Below are 24509 nucleotides of genomic sequence, written 5' to 3'. Positions count from 1 at the left end.
CGTTGACAACCTGAAAAGCGTTACTGCTTGTTGGGCTTAGGCGACACACCATCCCCTACACCGAGCCCTACATCGATGCGCCAGTTCCCTCACCTGAAGCGGAATCATCGCTCCGGTAATTGGGTGTACTTCAGGCGCTTCCCTCTGGCGCTGCAACCTCAGCTCGGACGGGTCTTCTTTGAACGGTCGCTCGGAACTGCCGATCGCGCGCAAATTCCCGCGGCTTGGGCGAAAGCGAACAGCGAATTCGAATCACTCCTGGCCCGCGCCGAGTGTTGCGATGGCGCAACGCTCAGCCCTGCGAGTCCCGGGGCGGTGCAGCCCTGGTTTACGGTCAAGCCCGCTTCAAAGCCATGGCGTGGCAATGTGGCTGCCACTGTGGCTCCGCTCGAGCTGGGCCTCGGATCGGTCTCGGAGGCTGTAAAGCTCTGGGGTGAAAGAGAACGCTACCAGCGAGCGCAGCGGCTGCTCAACGAGCCTGAGCGGAGCAGGGACGAGACCGATTTCGTAGCAGAGTGTCAGTTGGTCGGCGCCTGCGGTCATGCGCGCACGTGGCTCTTCCACTGCCCACCGCTGCTCGCGCTCACTGAGTCGATTCTGCACGAGCACGGCATCCGGGTTCCGGCCATGCATAGCGCGCTCTTTACCATACAGCGGATGGTCGAAGCCGAGCTTCGAGCGGTCCTCGAAGCGGAGGCCAAGTGGCGCAACTTCGACTTCACCGATCTTCCGCGCCAGGGTCCAGCGGCGGCGAGCTCGCATCCAAACAAAGTCAATCGAACAAGCACCATACTACTGCACCAGCTGGTTGAAGAATATGTTGCCGCCACAAGGAAGCCGATTAAGACTTCTTCGAAGTTGCGGATGGTCGCTCGCTACATAAATGATCTCAATGGGAGCGATGTTCTTGCTGCGGACGTAACAAAAGACTTGTTGAGACGCTTGCAAGTGGAAGCATACAAAGTGCCCGCGCGTTTGAAGATGGCAGAGAGAAAGCTCACATTTGTTCAATTGGCCAGCCTACCTGCGGATCAATCAGCGGGTAGACCAACGCTCACACCGCAAGCCGTGCGATCGTGGTTCAACCTCCTTGGTGCCTGCTTCGCATGGGCGGCCTCATGTGACTTGATTGAACAAAATCCAACTGCCGGCGTCAAGCCGAAAGTACGCCCACTGGAGATATCCCCACGGTCTCCATTCAGCGATGATGATTTAAAGAAAATATTCTGTCCTGATTACTACCCGAAATGTCACGAAGAGGAGCGGTTCTGGATACCGCTACTTGGATTGTTTACCGGCGCAAGACTTAATGAAATTGGCCAGCTTCTCGTCAAAGATGTCGTTTTCAGCCCAGTGCCGGCGCTCATGATCACCGACTTAGCCGATGACCCTGCCGTCTCGAAGCGCCTGAAAAACCTCTCGTCACGACGTACAATACCGATTCACCCGATACTAATATCGCTTGGTTTTGAAGATTACGTAAAGTCAAAGACCTCTTCGTACCTGTTCCCGCGATTGCCACACTCAGGGCGTTACGAGCCTACAAAAGCCTTCTCGCAGTGGTTCGGTCGTTACCTTGGGAAGATTGGCGTGAAGGGACGCGGCAAGGTGTTTCATTCGTTCCGGCACACGTTCAAGGATGCGTGCCGACGAGCGATGCTAGACGAGGAGACCCATGATGCTCTGACAGGACATCGTTACCGCGCCAGCGTCGGTAGATCATACGGAAACGGCATTCCTCTCGCCGTCTTATCCGGCGCGGTTGCTCGCATCACATTCTTCAACGACCAGAAACGACTGGATCTGCTTGTCGAATAGCCTGAGAGTCCGTCCGATAGCTTGGGCTGAGCGGGCGGGACGTCGGACGAGGATCATAACGGCTGCCGCGTGAGGGAGGCCGGCGCTGAAGCGAGGTTGGCCTCCGGATCCTTCCAGAGGCGGCGGTTGCCGCCGATCCAGGCGAAGAAGCGTTCCACGGTCCGCTGTACAACGTTGCCCTCTGCGAGCTTTAGCCTGATCCGGCCCGCTCGGGGGCGGTGGTGGGACGCGGAAAACGATTTCGATGTGTCCATCATCGATCTCGATGCGCCGAACCATGAGACGAAGGACATCGCGCTTGGCCGTCCAGTCCAGGACGTTGAGGCTCTCGCGCACACGAGCGGAGAAGAGCTCCAACTGGCCAACAATTAAGGTCAGTTCGCGCTCTGCTTCGCTCGCAGCCCGCATCTCGCTGCGCTGCTCCTCCAATTGCGCCACCCGGCTCCTCAGATCGGCGATGCGCGGCTCGAACTCGCCCTGTTCGATTACGCCCTCAGCATAACCGTCGATGAGCCGGCCGATCCCACGCCGTAGTGTGGCGATACGGCGCTCCGCCTCGCCCAAGTCCGCGGCACTGCCCACCCTCGCGCTCACCGCGGTCAAGCGTTGCTGGTACTCGTGGGCCACCCGCGCGGGATCGTTCAAGACGGCCTCGACCTCGGTCCAGACAGCGCGCTCAAGGCGATCGCTGCGTACGGGCCGGTTGGTGCAGACCGGCTTCCCATCGAACCGATGGCCGTCACTGCCGATGCAGCGATAGGCACCATAACCGAAGGGGCTGGGTCGATGGCGCTCGGCGAGGCCGGGCGTAGACTTGCCGTAATAGGCGTAGCCGCAACGCCGACACACGACCAAGCCCTGGAGCAGCCACCCTGGTCCCCGGCACTGCTCGCGCTTGCGGCGCCGGTTCTCCTCCAACTGCATCCGTGCGGCCTCGGCCACCGCCGGGTCCACCAGCGCCGGCACGGCGACGGGCACCCACTCCGAGCGGGAGACGGGAACGCGCGTCGTCGGACGCGCGGAGCGAAGCGGATGATGGCGGATCGGGCGCAAGCGGGGCTGGGGCTCGATGGCGTGGAAGCGGCCGTACATGGCCGTTCCTGTGTAGGCCGGGTTCTCGATCATGCCGTGAAGGGTCGAGGCCCACCATCGGGGTTGGCCTGAACGGGCGCGCAGGCCTGCATCCTGCAGTCTTCGGCAGACCTCCCGCAGGCTCAGACGCTCAAGCCCGATCCAGGCGAAGATCAGGCGCACGACGCGGGCCTCCTCGGGCACGACCTCGAACCGGGCAACCCCACCGCCTCGCTCGCGGGTGACGTACCGGTAGCCGTAGGGCGCGCCAGCCAGCGCGCTGACCGAGCCCGACCGCGCCGCATGGCGCCGCCCCCGCCGCCCACGTTCCAGGATCTGGGCGCGCTCGTACTCGGCGATGACGCCCTGGATCTGCGGCAGCAGATCGTCCTCAGGGCTGGCTCCAATCGGACGATTGAGGAAGATCACGGAGACGCCCGCGCGTCGGAACTCCTCCATGAGCAGGGCTTGATGCGCGTGCCGTCGGGCCAGACGATCCGGAGCCAGCACGTAAAGGCGTTCGACCGCCCCGACAGCCGCCGCGTCGCGCAGGCGCTCCAAGGCGGGGCGCACCAGCGAGGCGCCGCTCTGTCCCTCGTCCACAAAGCCGTTGCCGGGCGCGATCCTGCCTCCATCGGCGGCGATGCGCTCGCGCAGAGCGGCAACTTGGCTGTCGATCGTATGCTCGCGCGCCTGGGCCTCGCTGGAGACGCGCGCGTAGAAGGCCACCCCACCCTCAGCCATGCTCAGTCCTCCTCGTTTGAGCCGGCACGGGCCCTGCGGCCGCGAGGGGCTTGCGGGTTACCGGCAGGATGCGGGCGTAGGCCTCGACCAGGCACTGCGGACTGAGCCTGGTGGGCTCGAACGAGATACGCGCCACGACGACCGCCTGCGGCGTCGATCGACCCATGTGCACCTCCATCGGTGCGGGGGGCGGCGCGTCCGGACGGAGGCTTCAGCCGAACCGAGGCGCTATCGGTTCGAGAACCGTCAACCAGCCGCTCGCGTGGAATGCGAGCCGACCACTCGAAACTCGGATTGGCAAGATTGTACGGCGGACCACCACCCACCGGCGTGGATGCACGGCAAAGCCGACCTGATCGGGCGGCTTGCGCACGATCTCGACGGCGATAATCGTGGCTGTCGCTGGCCTGTCACCGGCATAGCCCGCATCAGCGAATGCCTTGGCGATGAACGGGAAGGTCCGGCGCGACAGGCGCAATACCGGCACGGCGCCGTCCCGGTCCTGCACGTCGGCGGGCTGCGGTTCGAGGATGAGGGCGCGTCCGTCCGTGTCCACCAGAGCCTGACGCTTACGGCACTTCACCTTCTTGCCTGCATCATAGCCGCTTGGGCTGCCGCTCTCGGTCGTCTTGATGTGTCTTCCTGTCAAGCACGGCGGTTGTCGGGGAGGCGTCCCGCCCGATGCACTCCCGATCAGACAGCACGAGATGATGGCTGATCCCGGCGAACAGCCTCTGATCGCGCCAGCAGCTGAAGTAGCCGTAGGTGGTTGAGCGCGGCGGCAGGTCCTTGGGAATCAGACGCGACGAGATGCCGCCGCGCAGAACAGCGTGGAGGAGCCGCGCCGTCCGATCGGCCGAGGGAGGCCGCCATCGCGGCATGCTTGGTGAGCCCGGTAAAGCATCCAGCGCGTCCGAGACCTCGCGGCGGCGCTTCATCGCCCAGTCCCGCACCACGCGCGGACGCACGTGCACACATCTCGCGCTCTACAAATCCGTCGCTGGTCTGGACGTGCAGCATCTCCACAAAGGCCGCGAGATCACCACCCGAAAGGAGCTTCGTGACCCTGAAGCTCATCCGATTGCCCTCCGGCCCAGGAGATCGGCGACCCGGAGGTCTCGCTCAATTCCGGCGTCAATCGCGCGGACCTCAGCGGCAAGATCATCGGGAAGTAGTTTGGCAGCCTCCGCCAGACGCTCACGCACTCTAACGACCACGCTTGGGTTGACCCTGGCAGTCGCCCCGCCCCGCCGGCCATAGTCACGAAGTAGGTCCCCGCTCTTTCCGCACCAGCGAATGGAGAACGCCTTTTGAGAATCGATGATGCCGAGAGTGCGCACTCGCTCGAAAGTCGATAGTAGTTGATGTCCATACATGGTTCTATTTAGGCAACGGCGGGAAACTCAGCGGGATAAATAGCTTCATGATTATTGTGAAGACATTGAATGTGAGCCTGATGAGAGGCCCGGGGTAAAAATGAGAGCAGAGGAAATAATCGACGACTACATTGATCCTGAGAAGATGACACCGAAGTTTCGCAGAGAGCTTGAGGATGCCATCGCACGACAGGGGCCGCAAAGAAGCCCCGAGTTAATGCAGCTGATGTATGGTGACGCGCGCGGAGATCTCGAAGTCGAGCAGCTTCGGGCCGATCTAGTAAAAACCCAGGCAGAAGCCGATGAGGCTGCTGCGTCGGCAGTTCGGGATAGGGCTGAGGCTCAGCGGACGATGAGCGCATCACGGCGGCGGCCTTGTTGATAGGCCGCGTGTCAGGACCACCACGTTTCGTCACACGAAAACTGCCGGAGGTGAAAGGCTGCGACCGACGCGGTTGTGTCGGTTCATGGAGAGAGCAGGCAGTCGGTCGGGATGACCGCCGCCGCGGCCTGCCGTCACCGCCTCGAGCGGATTAGTAGCGCTGGGAGTGGACGTTGGCTCGTCGCTGGAAGTAAATCTTAGGTTCTGCGCCTGTGTCGGTCGTTCGTTGTCCTTCACTCTAACGCCGTCAACGAGATATAGCGTGGCACAGGCCAGTCTATTTGCGAAGTAAATCGTCTCTATATGTGGCGCAAATGTCACTACTCGCCTCACAATTTCATTTATCGCCGGGGTATTACCTCGTATATCGCCCAGTGTATGCCTCGTTGATAGGCGTGCCCTTACGTCGACATACCGCCAATTAAACCAGAGCCACGCCGAAGGCCGTCTATCGAGCGAAGTCGTGACTGATCGGCTGACTGGACGACGGCAGTGCACGTCTGCCACAGCCGTCCTGAAATGGCTCGAAATGGCTGGAAACAAGACAATTGGACGCTGCTAGCCCCAGTTCTTTAGCTTAGTCTCGCCACGATCAGATGGCGCACAAGGGGCTGCGAGTGGACCGAAGCGGAGGCAAGGCGACGCTGCTGGCTCGTGCCCGCACGACCGCGAAGATCGCGGCTGCCCGCGCGACCACGTCGCAAGCCCGCGCCGAGGCATGCCTCGATCTCTTGTCTGGCATAGGCCCAGACGACCGTTTCGCCGAATTCCGCAGAGCGCTACACGCCCTGCCGACTGACGAGCGCCACTACTGGGTCGGCACCTTTTACACGCTCATGCTGCCGACAAGGGTACGGCGGGCGCAGGCGACGTATTTCACCCCGCCGGCGGTCGCCGACGCTGTGGTGGACCTCGCGATCGACGCAGGCTTCGATCTCGCAACCGACGACGTGCTCGATCCCGCTGCCGGCGGCGCGGCATTCCTGTCGACCCTGGCCGGCCGGATGGCGGCCGCCGGCCTGAAGGCGGAAGAGGTCTCCTATCGCTTGAATGGAATCGAGATTGACGCCGGGCTGGCCACGCTCTCCAGCCGCCTGATCGCCGAACGGCTGGGAGCGCCACTATCCCGCGAGATCATCCACACCGGCGACGCTCTGCGCGTCGCGATCCCGGCCTCGTACGGACTTGTAATCGCCAATCCCCCCTACGGACGTATCGGCCTCGACGAAGTGTGCGGAAATGCATGGCAGAAAGTCGCCCACGGCGGCCACATCAACAAGTATGCCCTCTTCGCGGAGCTGTGCTTCCGCCACGCGAAGCCCGGCGGCATCGTCGCGCTCGTGATCCCGTCGAGCTTCCGGGCCGGACCCCTCTACGACAAGATGCGCGCCTACATCCGGTCGCAGGCGGAAGTGCTCTCGGTGGGTTCGATCGCCGGACGAGACGGCATATTCATCGACGTCGCGCAAGACATCAGCGTGCTGATCGCGCGGAAGGGACAAAAGCACGATCCAGCCTCGCGGGTACGGTTTCCGATAATCGAGATGGTGCCAACGGCTGGCCCCCCGGTCGAACAAGCCCTTCCAGCCGCCGCCGGTGACGCCTGGCCGCTGCCCGCGCTTGATCCCGCCAAGGTCGGTGGAGCGACGCTCTCCGATTACGGCGTGACCGCGCGTGCAGGCTATTTCGTTTGGAATCGCGAGAAGGACAGGATGGCGGCCAAGCTCACGCGCAGTCGTCCGGGTTACCCGCTGATCTGGGCGAAGAACGTGCGGCCCGGCGAGCTCTGCAGGCCGGCTGGGAAGAGGAGTGCCGAAACCGACTTCGTGACGTTCGCCGAGGATAGCATCGCCGTAATCAAGACCGCCTCGGCGGCCGTCATGCAGCGCACGACCAACGATAAGCAGCCGCGCCGCTTGGTGGTCGCGGCTGTAGATCCCGAAGTAATCTATCGGTGGGGCGGCTTCGTCAGCGAGAACCATACCATAGTGCTGACCGCCGAGGATCCCGACCGGCTCGAACTCGCGGTGAAGCTGCTCAACACGGCGGCGGTGGACCAGCGGTATCGTCGCGTGTCGGGCACCGCCGCGGTGTCGGTGACGTTGCTCCGACAGCTCGACCTTCCCGCGCCCGACACCTTCGCGGCCGAGCTCGCCGTCGCCGGGGGCGATGCCGAGGCCGCTGCGACCGCCGCATACCGGGTCCAGCCAGAATCGGTCGACGCCTGATGGCGCGCGGCCAACCCTTCCATTGCCCACCAGGCGTGACGCTCAGGGACCGCAGCGAACAGCGTCAGGCGCAGCTCGCTAAGCGTCAGGCGTTAATGGCGAAGCTGGCGAAGAACGCCGCGGACCGAAGGTCGAGCACACCGGCCGCAATGGCATCCGCACCGGCACGGCTACATCGAAACGTCGACGCCTACATGGCGGCGCTCGCGGCGCAACCTCTCCACCGGCTCGGCGAGTCTGAAGTTGTGCAGCTCACGCCGGCCTACGTGCGTATCGTCCGGTCGGCGGCCGAAGTCGCGGTCGATGGGTCGGCGCAGGTCGTCATGCCCTGGCCGCCAGGCCGCCTGTCGCCGTCGGCAATCGTGTCGCTGCTCGCCGTCGCAGCAGTCGGCAGTGCTGAGCGCACAATAGTAACAGTTCAGCGATCGACGGAGACGAGCCGAGCTCCAGCGGACGAAGTCCGCGCCATTGTCTATCCCTACGCGCGTAGCACCCATGCCCAGGCGCGGCAGGTCCAGCTCGACCGGCACGTGCTAGGCACCACCAACTTCGAGCACGTCAAGCGCTACATGTCGGGCGGCGGCGGCGCCGCGAAAGACTATCACCAAGTCCTCGCACGGGTCCGGCAGCTCAACGGCACCGCGTCGGACGGCCGGAGCTACGCGGAGTTCGAGCACCCGATCCTCGACGAGATCGTGCCGCACGGCCCCCCTAGGGGCGACCGGCCCTCCAATAGCTCGCTGCTGTGGCGGACGCGCAACAAGACGGATATCACGCGCCAATCGCGGTCGGGCGAAGCCGACGACCCCGCCAAGGCAGCGTTCTACCTCTACACGCTTCGCGCTGGTGATCGCATCGGCGTGGAACTGCGCGCGATCGCAAAGTCGCCGGACCTCCTCATCCTTGACCTATCGCGGAACGGGCGCGACCGCCTCGGATGGGACTGGCTGGAGCGGGCGAAGGAGATGGTTAACTGCATCCGCACGGTGCACCCAACCACCGGCATCCTCGTGGTCGCGGACGATCCGTGGACATACCGCGCCGCGCGCTTCGACCTGCTGGGTGTCAAACTGCCGGGCCGGAAGGGAAAGATGATGCCGGCAACGGGCCATATCGTCTATTCCCCGACGTCCGGCATCGTGACCGACATCGGCACCAGGGCGATCGCTATCGAGGGCGGCGCACAGCCTGACGCCGACGGGTTCTTCGGCGAGGTCGACCGCAACATCGAGCGACTGCGGGCACTGGTGAACCGGCTCTTAACGCTGGGCGACCAGGAGGGCGCTGCGACGGTGCGCAACCTCATCGCGACCGTGCGGCGGTCGGCCTGCCTGCCCGGATCGCTCGCCGAGCTCAGCCGATTCCTCGAGCGAGAGACCTCGACCGCTATCGCCGACGACCGGCTGGCGATCTACCGCGTCGCGAGTGATGTCGCCACCCTGACCGATCCCCGCAGCCTCGCGAGCCAGGCCGACGCCGAGCACGGCACGGTCACTGGGGCACGCGAACTCATGCGGAAGCTCGAGTTCGCGACGCCGATGACGAGCCTGCTCGAGGCAGCAATACAACCAGCCCTCCGGTCCAGCTCGCGATCGGTGTTCGTGTTCCGCTCCGACATGGTTGCGGAGTTCGCCGCCGACCGCCTTTCGCACGACCACCCGAAACTGCGCGCGCGCCTCAACGACAACGTCATTCTGTTCGGCGGTGAACGCGTGCTTGCTACGGTCACCGGGATGCCGAACTCGTCGCGCAACCAGTTCAAGCGCGCGATTCTCGTCGCACCCACGCGATCGGCGATTCTGGCCACACTCGCGCAGCCATGGCTGCCGGATAAGGTTTTAGTCCTCGCAGACGCCGACACGCTGGCCTACGCCGCCCGCGACGCCGAGCAGCTCGCCGACGAGATTGACATCGCGCCACTCGCGGCCAGGCTCCGCGCATTCGCGACGCGCGCCGCCGGCCGTGTCGCCGAGATCGGGCGACATGCCATTCAGTTCGAGATGCCGACCGACGACGTCGAGTTCCCGACCGGCGCAGTCGTCGACTTGACCGGCGGCGTACGCGGGGCACGCAACCTGCTGGAAATCGTGCTGAAGAACGGGCAGCGGATCCTCGCGCGCCGCAACACTGGAATCGTGCTCCGCGATGACGGCTCCGCGACGACCGCCTTCATCGAGCGGCCCGCGTGCCAGATCCGCGCAGGTGACGAGGTGTGCGTGATCGGTCCGGGCTTCGTCGAGCGGGCGCGGACGCTCATCAACATCCGCGCGACGGCAGCGGAGGAGATTCGCAATTATCACGAGCAAGTGACGCGGCGGTTTGGCGAGATAGACGGAAGCTCTGTCCAGGCAAGACTGCGCGCGCTCGTCGCGCGGATGGGTGAGCCTAACGTCTCGACGGAGACCGCGCACTACTGGATCGATCTGAGAGACCAGCTGGACAAGCCTCTATGCGATGTCGTGCCACATGCGCCGCAGGATGAGGCGACGTTCCTGCGGTTCACCAGGGCGCTCGGAATCGGCGAGAGGCTGGCGCTAACCTACTGGCGATGGGCGGTAGTTGCGCAGCGCACGCACCGGCTGCGCTACGGAAACATATTCCATGACGCCTTCCGCGGCATCCTCACCGACACGCATGCGGCGCTGGCGAGCAGCCAGGACCGCAGAGCAGAAATCAGGACGCTTCGCGCCATGGCAGAGGAACATGTGTCGGTCGTTGATGAGGTGCGGAGCATACAGGCGTCATGAAAGGTCTTTCGAACGGCCAGCTCGGATCCATCGACGTCGAACTTAAGGAGGCGCTATGCGACGCGCTCGTCAACGCGCTCGTGAACAGGGTGAGCGGCGGGGATGACCGCGGACGCACGATGCTCGGGGGATCGCCGCGCCGCGGCATCTTCGCCGGACAGCTGCTGCCGCGGTTCGACAGCACCGGCACGGCGGATGAGACGACCGACATCAGAGTAGCCGCGATCGGTATGGACGTGGTTCTGGGCGCTGCCGGTAGCACCACGCTGCGCGTTACCCCGCGCTACTCCGTGTACGTGCGCGTCATTCCCGAGTGGCGCGAGCTGGTCAGCGGAGGCGGCGAGCTGGAGTTCGACTTTAGACTGCGTCCTGCCATCCAGCAGCAGATCGACGACGCCATAAGGACCGAGCGTGGGCCGGCGCTCAAGGCTGCCGGCGTTGAACGACCGGACTGGAAGGGAATGGACGAAGCCCGGCGCTTCAAGGTCCGGGCGGCAAGGGCGCAGATTCTTAGCGAAGTGCGACGGAAGGCTTACGCCGCCCACGGTATCAGGCTGCTGACGGACGATCCCTCAGCGACACGCCCAAGCGCTACGGTGGACGACTGCGTCCCGATCGATCCCAACACGGCCGACGATACCGCTCCGCCGCTGCTTCCCATCTCGCGCCTGATCCGCGAGGGCCGCGAGATTCCGCTCAACCTCGTCGACCCCGCGCCAGTGCCAGGGAAGTGGCGGCGGCTGGACCTCGAGCTGCCGACGCTGGACTTCGACACAGGTGCGGACGATGCGACGCTGTCCACCGCCATCGACACCTACAACGCCGCCCTGGCAGCGGCGGCCGCCGCTCAGCTTGAGGCGTGGGTGACGGGTGATGGCGACCGGGCAGCCTGGCGCGACGCAAATGTGCAGCCGGGCGACACGCTGAACGAGGCGAGCTGGACGGCGGCGATGGCCGCGCTCTCCGTGCGTCCCGTCAACCGCGCTCAGATCCTGCCCGACCTCTCCCAAGTCGTCGTAAAGGTCGAGCGGCAGGTCGACTTTCTCGACCCCTCGCGGCTGTCCATGCGCGTCATGCTCGACAACCAGTCGGCGGACCTGACGCCGCAGGAGGCAAAGGGCAAGTGCAACACGGTGTTCGGTGCGGGCTTCTCGCTGACGCTGCCGAAGTTCGCGCATCGGCCGCTGAGGCTGGACCGCGTCGAACCCTCCTACCGCTTCCGGGAACACCTCGATTATCCGGCGATCGGCCTGAACTGCGGCGTAGCCGCCGAAGAGGCCGGTAACGATATCACACTCACCACGACCGTGGCGCCGCGGTTTGTGCAGCCGCGCATCGTCGCCCGCAAAATCGACCTCCCGTTCCAGTTTGCGATCCTCAAGGATCCCGACTTCGACGCCAGCCGGCTGCTCGCGCTGCCGCGCGCGTATGTCGAGTGGATCAACGGCCAGGAAGCCCGATTGAAGGACGCGGTCACGGCGGGCCTCGAACCGGCAGACGCGGCCGTCGAGACGGCCCGCCTCCGTCAAGACATCGACGCGCAGCGGGCTGAGGCGCGATATATCGAGCGCGGCGTCCAACTCCTCATCGATTCCAAGAAGGCGCACGACGTGCTGGCCGGCACAGGAGGGGATCGCGACCTTGAGCGGCGAGCGGCGCCTTGGCGGGCGTGGACGATGGCCAACGAAGCGTTCGCGCTGCGCGACGCGCACGATCCAAGACGCGGGTGGCGCCTGTTCCAGATGGCATTCGTGCTCGCGCACGTGCCGGTCTTCGCGTCGCGGATGCCGGAATGGCGGGACCGCCATGACCCGCTGCTGGACGAGGAAGGCGTCAGCCTCCTCTACTTCCCGACAGGCGGCGGCAAATCCGAGGCGTTCTACGGCACGCTTCTCTATGCGATGTTCCTTGACCGGCTGCGCGGCAAAGATCGCGGGATAACCGCGCTGATTCGCTACCCGCTGCGCCTCCTTACGCTGCAGCAGGCACAGCGCCTCCTCAAGCTCGTCGTCCGCGCCGAGATGGTGCGCAAGAGCCGCGGCGTGGGACGATGGCCATTCGAGATGGGGTTCTGGGTCGGCAGCCAGAACACGCCGAACCACTACCGCGAGTTCCGCGCCGATATACCGCTCTCCAGCGACACGGATTTCGTGGACGACAGCGGGCTCGACGGAGAGACCGGCGACGACGACCAGCGCGACCGTGGGCGCCGGTATGCCGAGGCGCGCGAGGCGTACGATAAGATTCCGGACTGCCCGGTCTGCGGGAAACCGACCGGTCTCAGGCGCGACGAGGGCGACGGGCCGCTCGGGCACCGCGCAGCAATTGTCTGCTTCGACGACCGGTGCGACTGGAACCGCGCTCACGGCGGCCGGCACCCGCTGCCCTTCCTCCTCACCGACGACGCGATCTACGCGCGGGCGCCGACGATCGTGCTCGGGACCGTCGACAAGCTCGCCATGCTCGGACAGAACACCGGCACGATCAGCAAGGTGCTCGGCATGTTCGGGCTCGCGCGGCGGATGGACCGACGCGGCAACCTCGACACCCCTCGCACCGAGGAGAAGTTGCGCCGGGACCCGGCCTCTGACGGCTGCGAGAATCTGTTCCCCGCATATTCCGACGGCAGGCGGATCTTCCACGATCCGTTCCCTTCGCTGATCATCCAGGACGAGGCACATCTCCTCGAAGAGAGCCTCGGAACGTTCAGCGGGCTGTTCGACACCCTTCTCGACACTGCGCTCGAGGACGTGGCCGACATGGCCGGTGACGACCTGCAGGTCGCTCGCCGGTGGACCGGCGACGGCTGGGGCGGACCACGCATGCCCAAGGTAATCGCCGCGACCGCGACGATTTCGGCCCCTGAGCGGCAACTCGAGACGCTCTATCAGCGGAAGCCGCTGCGATTCCCTTACCCCGGACCGGACCTCTACCACTCGTTCTTCGCGGAGCCGGCGCCACCGCCCGTGACCAACCCTGCACGCGACGCGCTGGCGGCCGAGCTCCCCTCCTCCCGAGCGCCCGAGCTGACCGCTCCCTGGATGCGCCTCTACGTGTCGCTGATAACTAACGACGCGACCCACACAGTCACCACTGTCGGTGTCCTTGCCGCCTTCCACGGGATCATCGCCTTGCTGTGGGACGGCATGCTCGACGACGCGCGACGCGCCGCTGCCATCGCGACGATTCGCGCCGCCGTCTCGAAGGGCCGGGCGGGCGACTGGCGGCGGGCGGCGATCGACCGCGTAGTCGCGGGTGGGCGCGAGACCGAGATAATGGCGCTCATCGACCTTCACCGCATCGCCTTGGCCTACGTCACCAACAAGAAAGGCGGCGACCAAATAATCGACGCGCTCAGCGCCGCCGTAGAGCACGAGCACCGGCGGATCGGCCGCGCGCACTCGCGATTCGACAGCCGCCTGATCTCCGGCGGCATCGACATGAAGGAGATTCAGGCGGTCATGGAGGCCGCCGAAACTTCGTTCGACGCGCAGGACTATCCCGACATCACGGGCACGGTGCGCAACATCGTCGCGACCTCGGCGATCAGCCACGGGGTCGACGTCGACCGGTTCAACAGCATGTTCTTCGCGGGCCTGCCGTCGGATATCGCCGAGTACATCCAAGCGTCGAGCCGCGTCGGTCGCACGCACGTCGGCTTCGTCATGCTGCTGCCCACGCCTCAGAACCGCCGCGACCGGTATGTGGTCGAGACGCACGACATCTTCCACCGATTCCTAGAGCGCATGATCGCGCCGCCCGCGGTTGAGCGATGGGCGGAGAACGCAATTAAGCGCACGATGGCATCCTACGTTCAGGCGTGGACGATGCTGCGTGAGGCGCGCGACTTCCTTGCCAGCCCCGACAACCGCAAGCACGAAGTCGCGCAAATGGACCAAGTCGGCCGGCTCGCGGCGATGGCGCAGCGCGACCACCTCGCGTTCACGAAGCAGCTCGTCGGCTTCATGCTTCGCTCGAGCGGCTTCGCGGGAAAGGGCGCGTCTAGGCTGGGCGCGCCGCACTACGACGAGTTCTACCGCGGCTTGGTGGACAAGCAGGTCGAGAACTTCGCACGCGACATCTCGAGCCGGGGGACGATCTCCAACCTGCGCGACTACTGGAAGGACCAGCCCGCCTTTAAGCCACCGATGACCTCGCTGCGCGACGTCGACGAGGCCGGCTACATCGTCGCGGCGGCGCGGGATCCACTGTCACGCGGGCGGACGACCGACGTCGATCGGCGCGACCTCGCCAAGGTCATGCGCGCGATCAGGACGCAACGCGGCAGTGCATCCGAGCTGGATGCGGACGGAGGATCGGATGGCTGACGCCAAGGGGGAAAAGGATTGGCGCAGCGCGTCGAGCCGGCGGCCGAGCGCGTTCGGCGGATCTCGCCCGGATCCCGAGAAGCTGGAGCCGCCGAGCATGTCGCGGTCGCGCATTCAGATCGCAGGATCCTACGCGCCCGGGGTGCTGATGACGTGGGAGGGCGGCAAGGGCATCTGCCGATCGGTGCCGCTCGCCAACGAGCTGCGCGACCTTAAGCCGACGACCGTGACGCTGATCTTCGAGAACCTGCGTGACTTCGTCACCAACTGGCGCGACCGGACCATCAAGGCGCTGCCGGACACGTTGCCCGAGTTCGTCCTCGACACCCCGTTCCGCGACTCCAGGACTGGGGAAGCGCGGGTTGAGCGCACTGACTTCCAGATGACGACCCCCGAACGCGTGGGCTATGTCCCGTATCCATTGCTCTACCGGTGTGGCATCTGCGGATCGACGCGCGAGTTCGAGAGCATCGCCGAGCAAGCTCGCCAGCCACTGCCCAGGAAATGCCACGGCCACGATGCCCGCTGGACGCAGGTCGACGTAGTTTACGTCCACTGGTCCGGCGACATCGAGCCGCTCAGCCCGTTCAACTGGAACTTCGATCCGCAGACCGGAACCACCCGGCAGATCCGGATGTGCACCTGCGGATCGGCCAACTTCAGGCTGCGCAACGACGCCCCCGTGTTCTCCGAGTGGCGATACGTCTGCGAGGGCTGCGGCGAGATGCGGCCGCTCAAGAAGGCCAACCCGCACGTGCTCGGGCACCTCCAAGCCCAGCAGAACGCGGGCGGGCGCACGTTCCAGTGGATCGAGGTCAACATGCTGCCGGTGTCCTACCGAGCGAACTCGGCCTTCTACGTGCAGCGCACCTCGTTCATCGTGTTCGAGGACAGCTCGGTGGTCGAACTCATGACCCAGCAACGCTCCGGCGAACTCACCGCGAAGCTGGCCCAGATCCACGACATACCCTTCGCCGAGCCGACGGACGAGGAGATCAGCGCGAAGGTGAAGGCGGATCCGCAGCATGCGGGGGATTGGGACGACTACTCCGCCTTCCTCGACATGGCCGAGCGCGCCGACCAAGGCGGGCGGGCGGACAAAGCCCGTCGATACCGCGATGACGCCAACGAGTTCCGCAAGGCGTGGTTCGCCAAGGGCATTGTCGAGCGCGGCCGCCTCGGCAGTCCCGGCGTCCTGCGGGCGATCGCGCTACGCGAGGACTGGGCGCGCCGCTACGACCCGATCCGGCTCACGGTCCAGCACGACGCCTTCGTGCGCGAGCACATTGAGCAGGCCATGGCGCGGCACGCAGCGGTCGACGTCATGAACCCGGATATCGCGCTGACCGACGTTGTCAACGATCCCGAGCGGAAGTCGCGCTACCAAGCGGTTACCGGATCGCTGCTCGGGCACATGGGCGTGGAGCGCCTCGTCCTCGTGCGCGGGCTGCCCATCTGCGAGTTCAGCTTCGGCTACACTCGCGTCTCGGCGAACCCGATATACAAGCGCGAACATCAGGGCATGACCGTCGACATGCCCGTACGGCTGAAGGCGTTCGACGCACTACCGATCGCCGACAACAAGCGCCCGATCTACGTCACCCAGCAGCTGAACGAGGCGCTCTACTTCAAGCTCGACGAGACGCGCGTGCTGCGCTGGCTCGACAGGAACGGCATTGCCGACGTGCCGCCTGACCATCTCGGCCGTGCGTTCATCGAGCGCTACGACGACTTTGGCCCCTTCCTCGAGACGTTCAAGGACCGCGAGGGCACAGGCGGATATCCGCGAACGCTTCCCGCATACGTCTACCTACTACTCCACACCCTTTCTCACCAGATGATGCACTCGCTCGCAGACACCTCGGGCGTCGACCGCGACGGCATCGGGGAGCACATCTTTCCCGCCGATCTCGCTTTCGTCATCTATCGCAAGGGAATGACTCCCGACCTGGGGAATATCTCGGCGATGTGGCGGAATCAGTCCCATGCGTTCCTCAGGCGAGCGCTCGACCCCCGGACGCTACGCTGCGGATCGGGCAGCCTGTGCGACGCGAGGGGCGGCGCTTGCCCCGCCTGCGTGATGGTGTCGGAGGTGAGCTGCATCGCCTCGAACCTCCTGCTGTCACGCGCGGTGCTCAAGGGCGGGAAGGGTCCCGAGTGGGAACCCAGGTCGGCCCCCAATCTCGTCGGCTTCTTCGATCCATCACTGGCATGACTGACATCCCGGTCTCGCCCCGCGCCACCGCGCGTCTGGTCGTGACGATGCCGCCCGCGCCCAGCCGGCTCGGCGATGCACTGGCGGCCGACATAGCTAGCGACTACGTTGCGCTGACCCGGACGACTGACGCGTTCCGCCATCTCGCCCTGCTGGCGCGCGAACGCTTCACTATCATGGTGCCGTATATCGACGTCGTTGGCGCCGAGTGGGCATCACAGCTGTTCGAGGAGACAGCCGCCGCCGAGCGCATCTTCATCGTGCGCGATGCTTCGCAGATCTCCTCTTGTGGTCAGGCCGGCACGCGCCTCACCCGCGCCGCGACGCGGATCATCGACTATGGCGGCGCGGACCAGTCAAACGAGACATTCCACGCCAAGATCGTGCTCGCAGACGGGATCGCGGCCTATGTCGGATCAGCCAACATGCTCCGGCGCTCGATGTCGACAAACCTCGAATGCGGCATGCTCGTCGAGGGACCCGCCGTCGGCGCGGTTCGCGTCCTCGTCAACGCAGTAGCCAGCATGGCGGGTTGAACCGAGACCTGAGAAGACGAGAAGACACGGCTTGAGCGGAAGCATATCATGATTATTTTGTTTGGCCGATCGCTTTCTAAAGGAGATCACTGCGGATCGTGAGTGCAAGACCTACATCGGCTGTGGCAAGCGAGGTCCCCGCTCTCGATACCTGCTCTCGCCGCCCGTGGCTCCGATGTTCATAGCGACCAGTCAATCGCCGTCCAGAGTAACCAAAGCTAGGTCTTCGAGACATCTGTTGAGATGTCTGCCTGATGCATAGCCAGCTTGAAAGCTGCCAGCCAGCAAACGGCTCTAGTCGGTCGGTCACAGGCATTCAATCAGGTTGCCAGCAACCGGTTGTTTCTTCGGACTGCTCTTGGTCACGGCTTTACGTACAGGGGTGATCAGGTCGATGGCACTGGTTTGCGGCGGCTCGTCACACCGGGGCGATGACTCCTCTGATGCGCGAGAATCATGAGGCATGCTTTCAAATCTGCGAGCATAGTCCCACGGGCGTCGCTGAGCTCCTCTTCGCCCAGCGTCGTGATCGCCGGCCGCGCGCTCGCGTCGTAGAGCCGCCCGAGGGTGGCGAAGGCTGCGTCGTACAGGCCCGCGTTCATGCCTGCGCCGGTCGGCCTTCTGAGAAATAACGCCGGCACATGGGGCGCGAGCCCGAGCGCCAGCACCACCCAGGCCAACGCCAGGACCGGCCGGCCGCCAGCTTGGTCGATGGCGCGACCGATTCGTGGCGAAACCAGCCCGGAGACCAGCAGGCCGGCCGAGCGGCTGCCGAAGATCCACGGCAGCGGTCAACCGGTGGTCATAGCCAGCTCATCTTGAACTCGAAGGCGTGATTGGGGTTCTTGAACACGAGCCGGTGCGAGTAGGTCTTGTACCAGGGTGAGCCGACCCGGCCGTCCTCATCGTGGGCGTCGAGCCACTCGCGGGTCTCGGGTGAGGGTGCGTCGGGATCCCGGACCATCACGGTCTTGGCGCCCATGCGCCGTTGGGCGCACCACTTGAGCGCTTCGGCTAGGCCGGGGCACGACTTCTTCAGCGAGACGCAGCGCTGGTGGTAGACCTCTTGGGTCGAATAGCCGATCGACACGGCGAGCTGAAGGGTAGTGTCGTCGATCCACCGCGGCTGCATTTCGACTACACCGTGGTCCACGGGGTGTGCGAAGGTGTCGATGTCGAGGTAGCGCGGGTAGAATCGGTTGCGCTCGGTCTTGGCGAAGTTGGTCATGATCACGAGACCGCCTTGTTGATCTTGATCTTCTGCGTCAGGCCCACGACGTCGTAGCTCGGCCGTGCGACGGCCTCGATGCGCTTGAGCTTGCTGATCTCTCTGTTGAGGGCGGCGATGCGGCGCGGGATCGCGGCCATGTCGGCCTCTTGCTGCGCCTTCATGCGTCCAATGTGGTCCTGAAGGGACGAGATCACGCGGTCTTTCTGTTCGTGGATCATTGAGGGGCAAACTTTCGTGGTAGCGCATAGGGTGCTGGAGGAGTCGCCTAAGGACGAGGACGGCAAGCCCGGGAGCCGTAAGAGCGCTGACCTGAGCGAGGTCATCACCCGTCTGACTCGAGCCTTCAAGAAGGCCACCGGTCTCGGCGAACCGCCTCCTGGGCCGCCTGGGTCGGATGGGTCACCTGGGTGAGACCCGCGTTACGCCCACTGGATGCGCGCCGCGGGCCAGAACGCGTCGTAGTCCCAGGCATGCTTGTCCCAATCCGGGTTCGGCTCGTCCGCCTGCCAGTCGGGATCGTCCTCCCACATCTTCTTCTCCCAGGCCGCGTAGTTCATGCCGCTCGTGTGCGGCACCATCACGTGGACCCGGTCCGACTTGTTCCAGGCCGCCGAACAGATGTCGGCGCCCTCGTCGATCGAGATACCCAACTCGGCCGCACGCTCGACCAACTCGCCTACGTGCTCCTTTCGGATCTCAAGGTACGGCTGGAGGATGCCCCGGTCCGGAGCCAGCCACGCGTGGCCCAGCACATGGGTGTTCGGGTAGAGCTTGCGCTTGCCGATCGGCACCGTGTCTGGGTGCATCAGCAAGGCGGTCGCGTCGTGATTGACGTACTTGAGCACGCTCGGATGCGCGTGCGCCGAGTCCATCGGGAAGGCGTAGTCGTAGTACAACTTGCCGAAGCCCGGCTTCTCAGCCCACCCAGGGCGGCTCGAACCAGCTGCCGACAGCGGAACCCACGCCTTCTTGATGCCCTTGCCCGGACGGCCCAGGTCGGTGAGGGGACAGTCCGACCAGCCCGACTGACCACCCGGCAACATCTGGCGATGAAAGATTATACGGCGACGCTTAAATTTGTTCTTGGACACAATGAATCTCACTAAAGAATGAACCTACTGTATCCAGCCCGCAGAGCACGAGCAATTTCATTTTGACGTGTTCACGGCCCTCGTGCTTAATCCTGGACGCGGGCTTCTAACTAGCCTGCCCGCCCTTTTCGGGTGCGATTCATTGTTGGAGCAATTTGTGATTCAAACGCTAGAAAACACAGCGGCGGACAGCCGCGATCATATGATCGATGAACTGCTTCAGTTCCTCAACCAAATTCTAATTCAGAACCTGCCGATCCCCAACGCCCTCTTCATCGCCGATTCCCTTAACGGGTGCGACGACCCGAATGGCCAAGTGCGGGCCTGGATCAAGCAGAACGCCAGCCGCCTGGATTGGACCGTCAAGGACTTCGAGAAGGCGCTGCGGTGCTCCCGGATCAAGGCCGACCTCGGAGCCGTGCCGCACAACGCCACCGAACTCGTCGCCACCATCGTCAAGCGCGACAAGATGAGCGTGCTCTACAACGGGCTCATCCTGAACGACAAGATGCCGATGCTGGAGCGCGAGGGCATCAGCGACGACCTCACCGTTGAACTGCTGGAAGAGGAGGCATTCTTTCAGAACCCGAAGGACGAGAACGTCGATGAGTTCTGCCGCAAGCTGCGCCTGATCGCTGACATTCACAAGCTGCCGGCGCCGAGCGAACGCATCACCGACGCCGTTAATCAGTGGATCACGGTCAGCCAGCGCCAGCGCCTGCAAGAACTGTACTTTGACATCCGCGGTCCGCTGACGACCCGGGAACGCCTCAAGGCCGAAGCCCTATGGCTCGAAGTGGCCAACAAGCTCTTCGTCGTCTCCGAGGACTGCCCGGCGAACTTCGTCGTCGCGGTGCTGAAGAAGTTCATGCACCAGGTGAAGCGCAAGATCCGCGGCCTGAAGGTCAAGGACCACCTGATGCCCGTGATCACCGGCACCCAGGGAAAGGGTAAGACGACCTTTGTGCGCGCCATGCTCGCCGCCATCGAGGAACTGGTGCTCGGCGTGGATTTTAAGATGATCGAGGACGAACGCAACATCGACATCTGGAAGAGCTACATCCTGTTCATCGACGAGATGGGCTACGCCTCGAAGGCTAACGTGGACACCGTCAAGAACGCGATCACGTCCGAAGTTCTCACGCGCCGACCGATGCGCACCAACACCCAGGTGACGATCAAGCAGAACGCGACGTTCATCGGATGCTCAAACAAAGAACTCGCGCAGTTGATCAAGGATCCGACCGGCATCCGCCGCTTCGTCGCCCTGCTGTTCTCGAACGAGCCCGATTGGGAGTTCATGAATCAGATCGACTGGCTTCTGCTGTGGCGTTGCGTGGACATCGAGGGTGCTGATCCGATCGCCCCGTTCAAGGGCTTGCTCGCTGAAGCCCAGGAGGAGGCGCGCGAGAAGGGTCGCGTCGAGCACTGGCTGGAGGAGTTCAGGCCCGAGACCAGCGACGAGTTCAAGCGCTGCCTCGACAACGGCCGCATCCAGGCCAGCGTAATCTACAGCCTGTACCGCGAGTTCGAGGACGAGTTCTATCCCGGCCACATGAAGACCAACATCACCGAGTGGGGTCTGGAGATGCGCCGGCTGGAGAATACGGGCCAGAACAAGCGCTTCTCGTGGCTCGGGAAGGTGGGTGGGCGCGTGCTCTACGCTTTCAAAGGGTAAGAATTGAGGGGAGGTGTCATGGAGCTGTCATGGCTCGATTTCGGCATCTCCCCTCTCTATTTGACATCAGATATGACAGTAATGACAGTAGGATAGTGGTTATTTCAGTCCTGAGAAAAACCAGAATAAAAATAATAGAGACGTGCAAATTGGTGGTCCTAGTGTCCAATCTGTCTTCCTGTCCTGCTCTCCTCAATTAATTCGAATTCTTCTTCCCTCAAGAGTTGCACCCTGCCGAATAGCCGCGAATTCGCCCGCGACACGCACAACCTCAAATCCCGGCGCAAGCCCATCGCTAGTAATTCGGAAGAACAAAGGCGAACAGACATATGGCAGTGCATGGATGATCTTGCTATAACGTGATCAATCCAACATAATACACTCCAAACCCTCGGCGACGAGCCTGGGGCTTTTTTCATGATCGGGCGAACCGAGCGGCGCCGAGATCGAGCAACGCCGCGATCTCTTTGAACGACTATCGTCTATGGCAAAAATCCCATTAGCTTGACCGTGCGAGGAGTCGCTTTCGACCCCGCTCGGACGTTCCGAACGTGCGGGCGCAATCCACGCTGCTGACCCGAAACGGCCATGCGCGGGGCGCGTCGGGAATGTCCGGTTGCGGACCTTCTTCGGACATCTGATTGCTTCAAAGGGATCGTGTGAGAACGGCGACGCGCTGGCCGACCGCCCTGGAAGCTTTCTCCTGCTGACTCACGATGCCCCGGCGCGGACCTCGTTGGCTGCGGTCAGCGTGATCAGGCGGCCCCGAGTTGCGCCACGCTTCTCAGAGAACCTGTCGTTTGGCGCAGGCCGCCGTCAAGGTCATCCGGCGCTTCAGCGACGGGCGCCGTCACGCGGTCCGAGGGCTGCAGAGTCACGCCGAAGGTCGAACCACGGCCGATTCGCGACCGCACGCGGACCGGGTGGCCGAGGGCCCGCGCGGTCTCGCGCACGATGTAGAGGCCGAGACCCAGGCCCGTGCCATCGCGGCGTCCGCCTCTGTCCCCTGCCTCGAACAGGCTCTCGAGCCGCTCGGGCGCGATGCCCGGCCCATTGTCGTGCACCTCGAGCACGATGTTTCCGCCCCGGCGCCGGCAGCCGAGCACCACCTGCCCCCCAGGACGGACGTAGGCGATGGCGTTGCCGACCAGATTGCGCAGGATGGTGGCGAGCATGGATGCATCGGTGCGTGCACACAGGCTCGTCGGCTGGACGTGCAACCGCACCCCGCGATGGTCCGCGTGGACCTGCCACTCTGCCTGCGCTTGGGCGAGCAAGGGGGCGAGTGGCACCGCCTGAATCCGGGGTGACGGGCCGCCGGCCAGGGCCGACCGTGCAAGTTCGTCGAGTTCGCGACCGAGGCGCTGGAGTGCGTCGATAGCCATCGCGAGGCGGCCGGCCGCGCGCGGCTCCACGCCGTCGAAAACGGCGCGCTCGATGGAGATAAGGGCGACTTGGAGAGGCTGCTTGAGGTCATGGCCGGCGACTGCCAGCAGGCGCACCATCCCGCGGCGAGCCGCCTCGGCGCGCACGATGGCCTCACCGGCTGCGGGTCCGTCCGCAGCGGCAATCGTCAATTTCGTCACCTCGTGCCCATCCAGAGTTTTCCATGCCGGCTGCGCTCGGCCAGAGGGATGATGCATCGCGGCTCGCTCCTCAAGCGCCATAGCAGCCGGTCGGGCCAGGTCAGGGCCGAGATGTAGGCCGTCTCCATGAGCCGCCATCAGTACGGAAGGACCAAGTCCTTGACGTCGCTGACGACGACGAAGATGGCGAGGAGTTTGGCGTGTGCGGACGTGCTGGCGTTGCGTCTGACGCCGTGACGATCACCGGGATTCTCCGAGAAGTTCTGCCCGGCCTCATAGGTGATTTCGGGTCCGTCGTTCACCTGACTGACGACCGCCCCCTCCAAAACAGTCGCGTAGATGAAAGCGGAGGCTGGATGACGGTGAACTGCCGAAGAGCCGCCCGGCGCGTATTCGACCAGCGCACCCTTCATGCTCTTTCCTGGTACGTTAGGAAGCGGCTGATCGTACACGAGCGTCACTTTCGAGCGTGGATTTTCATGTTCCGCCGCGGACGTTCGGAGCGGACCCGCAGCAATAACGGCCATTGCCAGAACAGCGGTGAGTGCATGAGATCGCATCATTCGTTCCTTTCGGTATCTCGGGAGGGAGCAGGTGGTCACGCGCGTCCGGCGGATGCGGCGAGCCAGTCGCCGAAGTGGATGATGCCGAGGCGCGCAGCGGCCGCAGGCACAAGCGAAGCGTCGTCCAAGCGGGCGCCGAAGTAGCGAGCTGCGGGATCCGTAACGACGGCTCGCGCGTCGTTCTTTGCCTCGAGGTAGCGTCGGACGAGTTCGTCGAGCCGGAAGCGCTCGGGACCAGCGATCTCGATGACGCCGTTGACGGGAGAAGCGACAGCGGCCTCTGCGACAGCCGCCGCCACGTCGTCGGACGACATGGGCTGGATGGCGGCTGGCGGCAGGTGGATCGTGCCATCCGTGGCGGCCGAAGATGCGATCCCGCCCAGGAACTCGAAGAACTGCGTCGCCTGCACGATGGTGTAGGGCAGGCCAGCGGCGCGGATCAGGTCTTCCTGCGCCTGCTTGCCTCGAAAGTACCCGCTCTCCTGGAGACGCGCGGTGCCGACGACTGACAGGGCCACGTGGTGCTGGACACCCGCCTCTGTTTCCGCCGCGATCAGATTGCGGCCCGAGGTCGTGAAGAAGGCCATCACGTCCTCGTCAGCGAAGGATGGCGAGTTCGCCACGTCGACCACGACCTCCGCCTCACGGAGGGCCTCTGCAAGGCCCTCGCCGGAGAGCGTGTTCACACCCGAATTCGGCGAGGCGGCCACCACGTCGTGGCCCGCCTTCTGCAGCCTTGCGACGGTCTTCGACCCGATGAGGCCACTGCCCCCGACAACTACGATCTTCATCTCGCCTGCTCTCGCTCAACAGCCGCTCGGGGCGGCGTCGATGGCGAGACGAGGCAAGGATCCTGGATGTGACATGGTCCAGGAAATTTTCTCGAATTCCCATCGAGGCGGCTTCGAGGTCAGA

Annotated in this window: 13 protein-coding genes and 4 pseudogenes; 7 read left to right on the top strand and 10 right to left on the bottom strand. The window is 64.3% G+C overall.

The genetic code is table 11. From position 1 onward, the window contains the following. Nucleotides 1-75 precede the first annotated feature (75 nt). A complete protein-coding gene (locus ACE101_RS01555; protein WP_379125765.1) occupies nt 76-1818 on the top strand; it encodes a hypothetical protein in 1743 nt (580 codons plus the stop codon). A 24-nt stretch (nt 1819-1842) separates the two neighbouring features. On the opposite strand, the pseudogene ACE101_RS01550 reads toward ACE101_RS01555, so the two are convergent. The 3 pseudogenes from ACE101_RS01550 to ACE101_RS01540 all read right to left on the bottom strand — a co-directional run. Next, nucleotides 1843-1976: pseudogene (locus ACE101_RS01550) on the bottom strand (IS5/IS1182 family transposase); the annotation flags it as partial. Nucleotides 1977-2484: 508 nt separating this feature from the next. Continuing rightward, nucleotides 2485-3633, bottom strand: a pseudogene (locus ACE101_RS01545) (recombinase family protein); the annotation flags it as partial. 310 nt (nt 3634-3943) lie between these two features. Further along, nucleotides 3944-4520, bottom strand: a pseudogene (locus ACE101_RS01540) (transposase); the annotation flags it as partial. Between the two features lie 1467 nt (nt 4521-5987). On the opposite strand from ACE101_RS01540, the gene ACE101_RS01535 reads away from it, so the two are divergent. Genes ACE101_RS01535 through ACE101_RS01515 form a run of 5 tightly spaced genes read left to right on the top strand, consistent with a single transcriptional unit; the run spans nt 5988 to nt 17445 of the window. Continuing rightward, the gene (locus ACE101_RS01535) at nt 5988-7619 is read left to right on the top strand and encodes an N-6 DNA methylase (RefSeq protein WP_379125764.1); all 1632 of its coding nucleotides are present in this window, start codon (nt 5988-5990) and stop codon (nt 7617-7619) included. Further along, nucleotides 7619-10366, top strand: a complete 2748-nt coding sequence (locus ACE101_RS01530; RefSeq protein ID WP_379125763.1) for a hypothetical protein — start codon at nt 7619-7621, stop codon at nt 10364-10366. The genes ACE101_RS01535 and ACE101_RS01530 overlap by 1 nt, the downstream gene beginning before the upstream one ends. Then, nucleotides 10363-14694, top strand: coding sequence for a helicase-related protein (locus ACE101_RS01525; RefSeq protein ID WP_379125762.1), 4332 nt, complete (start codon nt 10363-10365; stop codon nt 14692-14694). The genes ACE101_RS01530 and ACE101_RS01525 overlap by 4 nt, the downstream gene beginning before the upstream one ends. Then, entirely contained in the window at nt 14687-16909 is a 2223-nt protein-coding gene (locus tag ACE101_RS01520; RefSeq protein WP_379125761.1) for a DUF8724 domain-containing protein, read from the top strand. Before ACE101_RS01525 ends, ACE101_RS01520 begins: the two co-directional genes overlap by 8 nt. Continuing rightward, nucleotides 16906-17445 carry a phospholipase D-like domain-containing protein gene (locus tag ACE101_RS01515; RefSeq protein ID WP_379125760.1) on the top strand — a complete coding sequence of 180 codons (540 nt, stop codon included), beginning with the start codon at nt 16906-16908 and terminating at the stop codon, nt 17443-17445. Before ACE101_RS01520 ends, ACE101_RS01515 begins: the two co-directional genes overlap by 4 nt. A gap of 518 nt (nt 17446-17963) precedes the next feature. On the opposite strand, the pseudogene ACE101_RS01510 reads toward ACE101_RS01515, so the two are convergent. The 4 genes and pseudogenes from ACE101_RS01510 to ACE101_RS01495 form a co-directional block, all read right to left on the bottom strand. Next, a pseudogene (locus ACE101_RS01510) lies at nt 17964-18236 on the bottom strand (MFS transporter); the annotation flags it as partial. An 11-nt stretch (nt 18237-18247) separates the two neighbouring features. Beyond that, complete coding sequence (locus ACE101_RS01505; RefSeq protein WP_379125759.1) at nt 18248-18673, bottom strand: hypothetical protein; 426 nt, start codon at nt 18671-18673, stop codon at nt 18248-18250. A gap of 2 nt (nt 18674-18675) precedes the next feature. Then, on the bottom strand, nt 18676-18837 hold the full coding sequence (locus tag ACE101_RS01500) for a hypothetical protein (RefSeq protein WP_379125758.1): 162 nt from the start codon (nt 18835-18837) through the stop codon (nt 18676-18678). A gap of 258 nt (nt 18838-19095) precedes the next feature. Next, entirely contained in the window at nt 19096-19767 is a 672-nt protein-coding gene (locus tag ACE101_RS01495) for a hypothetical protein (RefSeq protein ID WP_379125757.1), read from the bottom strand. 202 nt (nt 19768-19969) lie between these two features. Between ACE101_RS01495 and ACE101_RS01490 the strand changes: the two genes are divergently transcribed. Beyond that, nucleotides 19970-21445, top strand: a complete 1476-nt coding sequence (locus ACE101_RS01490) for a VapE domain-containing protein (RefSeq protein WP_379125756.1) — start codon at nt 19970-19972, stop codon at nt 21443-21445. 755 nt (nt 21446-22200) lie between these two features. Here the strand turns inward: ACE101_RS01490 and ACE101_RS01485 are convergent. From ACE101_RS01485 to ACE101_RS01475, 3 genes are all read right to left on the bottom strand, one after another. Further along, on the bottom strand, nt 22201-23088 hold the full coding sequence (locus ACE101_RS01485; protein ID WP_379125755.1) for a sensor histidine kinase: 888 nt from the start codon (nt 23086-23088) through the stop codon (nt 22201-22203). An 80-nt stretch (nt 23089-23168) separates the two neighbouring features. Further along, nucleotides 23169-23594 (bottom strand): cupin domain-containing protein, encoded by a 426-nt coding sequence (locus ACE101_RS01480; RefSeq protein ID WP_379125754.1) that lies wholly within the window; start codon nt 23592-23594, stop codon nt 23169-23171. Between the two features lie 35 nt (nt 23595-23629). Further along, the gene (locus ACE101_RS01475) at nt 23630-24385 is read right to left on the bottom strand and encodes an SDR family oxidoreductase (protein ID WP_379125753.1); all 756 of its coding nucleotides are present in this window, start codon (nt 24383-24385) and stop codon (nt 23630-23632) included. Nucleotides 24386-24509 lie beyond the last annotated feature (124 nt).

It is taken from the genome of Methylobacterium carpenticola, from assembly GCF_042748905.1.
Classification (GTDB): Bacteria; Pseudomonadota; Alphaproteobacteria; order Rhizobiales; family Beijerinckiaceae; genus Methylobacterium; species Methylobacterium carpenticola.
Note: the sequence above shows the minus strand (reverse complement) of the source record. Positions and strands in the feature narration are given on the sequence as shown.

Coding starts and splice junctions, on each gene's coding strand:
- ACE101_RS01475 (WP_379125753.1), bottom strand. CDS start 24,385: ATGAAGATCGTAGTTGTCGGGGGCAGTGGCCTCATCGGGTCGAAGACC.
- ACE101_RS01500 (WP_379125758.1), bottom strand. CDS start 18,837: ATGAAGGCGCAGCAAGAGGCCGACATGGCCGCGATCCCGCGCCGCATC.
- ACE101_RS01515 (WP_379125760.1), top strand. CDS start 16,906: ATGACTGACATCCCGGTCTCGCCCCGCGCCACCGCGCGTCTGGTCGTG.
- ACE101_RS01525 (WP_379125762.1), top strand. CDS start 10,363: ATGAAAGGTCTTTCGAACGGCCAGCTCGGATCCATCGACGTCGAACTT.
- ACE101_RS01555 (WP_379125765.1), top strand. CDS start 76: ATGCGCCAGTTCCCTCACCTGAAGCGGAATCATCGCTCCGGTAATTGG.
- ACE101_RS01505 (WP_379125759.1), bottom strand. CDS start 18,673: ATGACCAACTTCGCCAAGACCGAGCGCAACCGATTCTACCCGCGCTAC.
- ACE101_RS01520 (WP_379125761.1), top strand. CDS start 14,687: ATGGCTGACGCCAAGGGGGAAAAGGATTGGCGCAGCGCGTCGAGCCGG.
- ACE101_RS01480 (WP_379125754.1), bottom strand. CDS start 23,594: ATGATGCGATCTCATGCACTCACCGCTGTTCTGGCAATGGCCGTTATT.
- ACE101_RS01490 (WP_379125756.1), top strand. CDS start 19,970: ATGATCGATGAACTGCTTCAGTTCCTCAACCAAATTCTAATTCAGAAC.
- ACE101_RS01530 (WP_379125763.1), top strand. CDS start 7,619: ATGGCGCGCGGCCAACCCTTCCATTGCCCACCAGGCGTGACGCTCAGG.
- ACE101_RS01485 (WP_379125755.1), bottom strand. CDS start 23,088: ATGCATCATCCCTCTGGCCGAGCGCAGCCGGCATGGAAAACTCTGGAT.
- ACE101_RS01535 (WP_379125764.1), top strand. CDS start 5,988: ATGGCGCACAAGGGGCTGCGAGTGGACCGAAGCGGAGGCAAGGCGACG.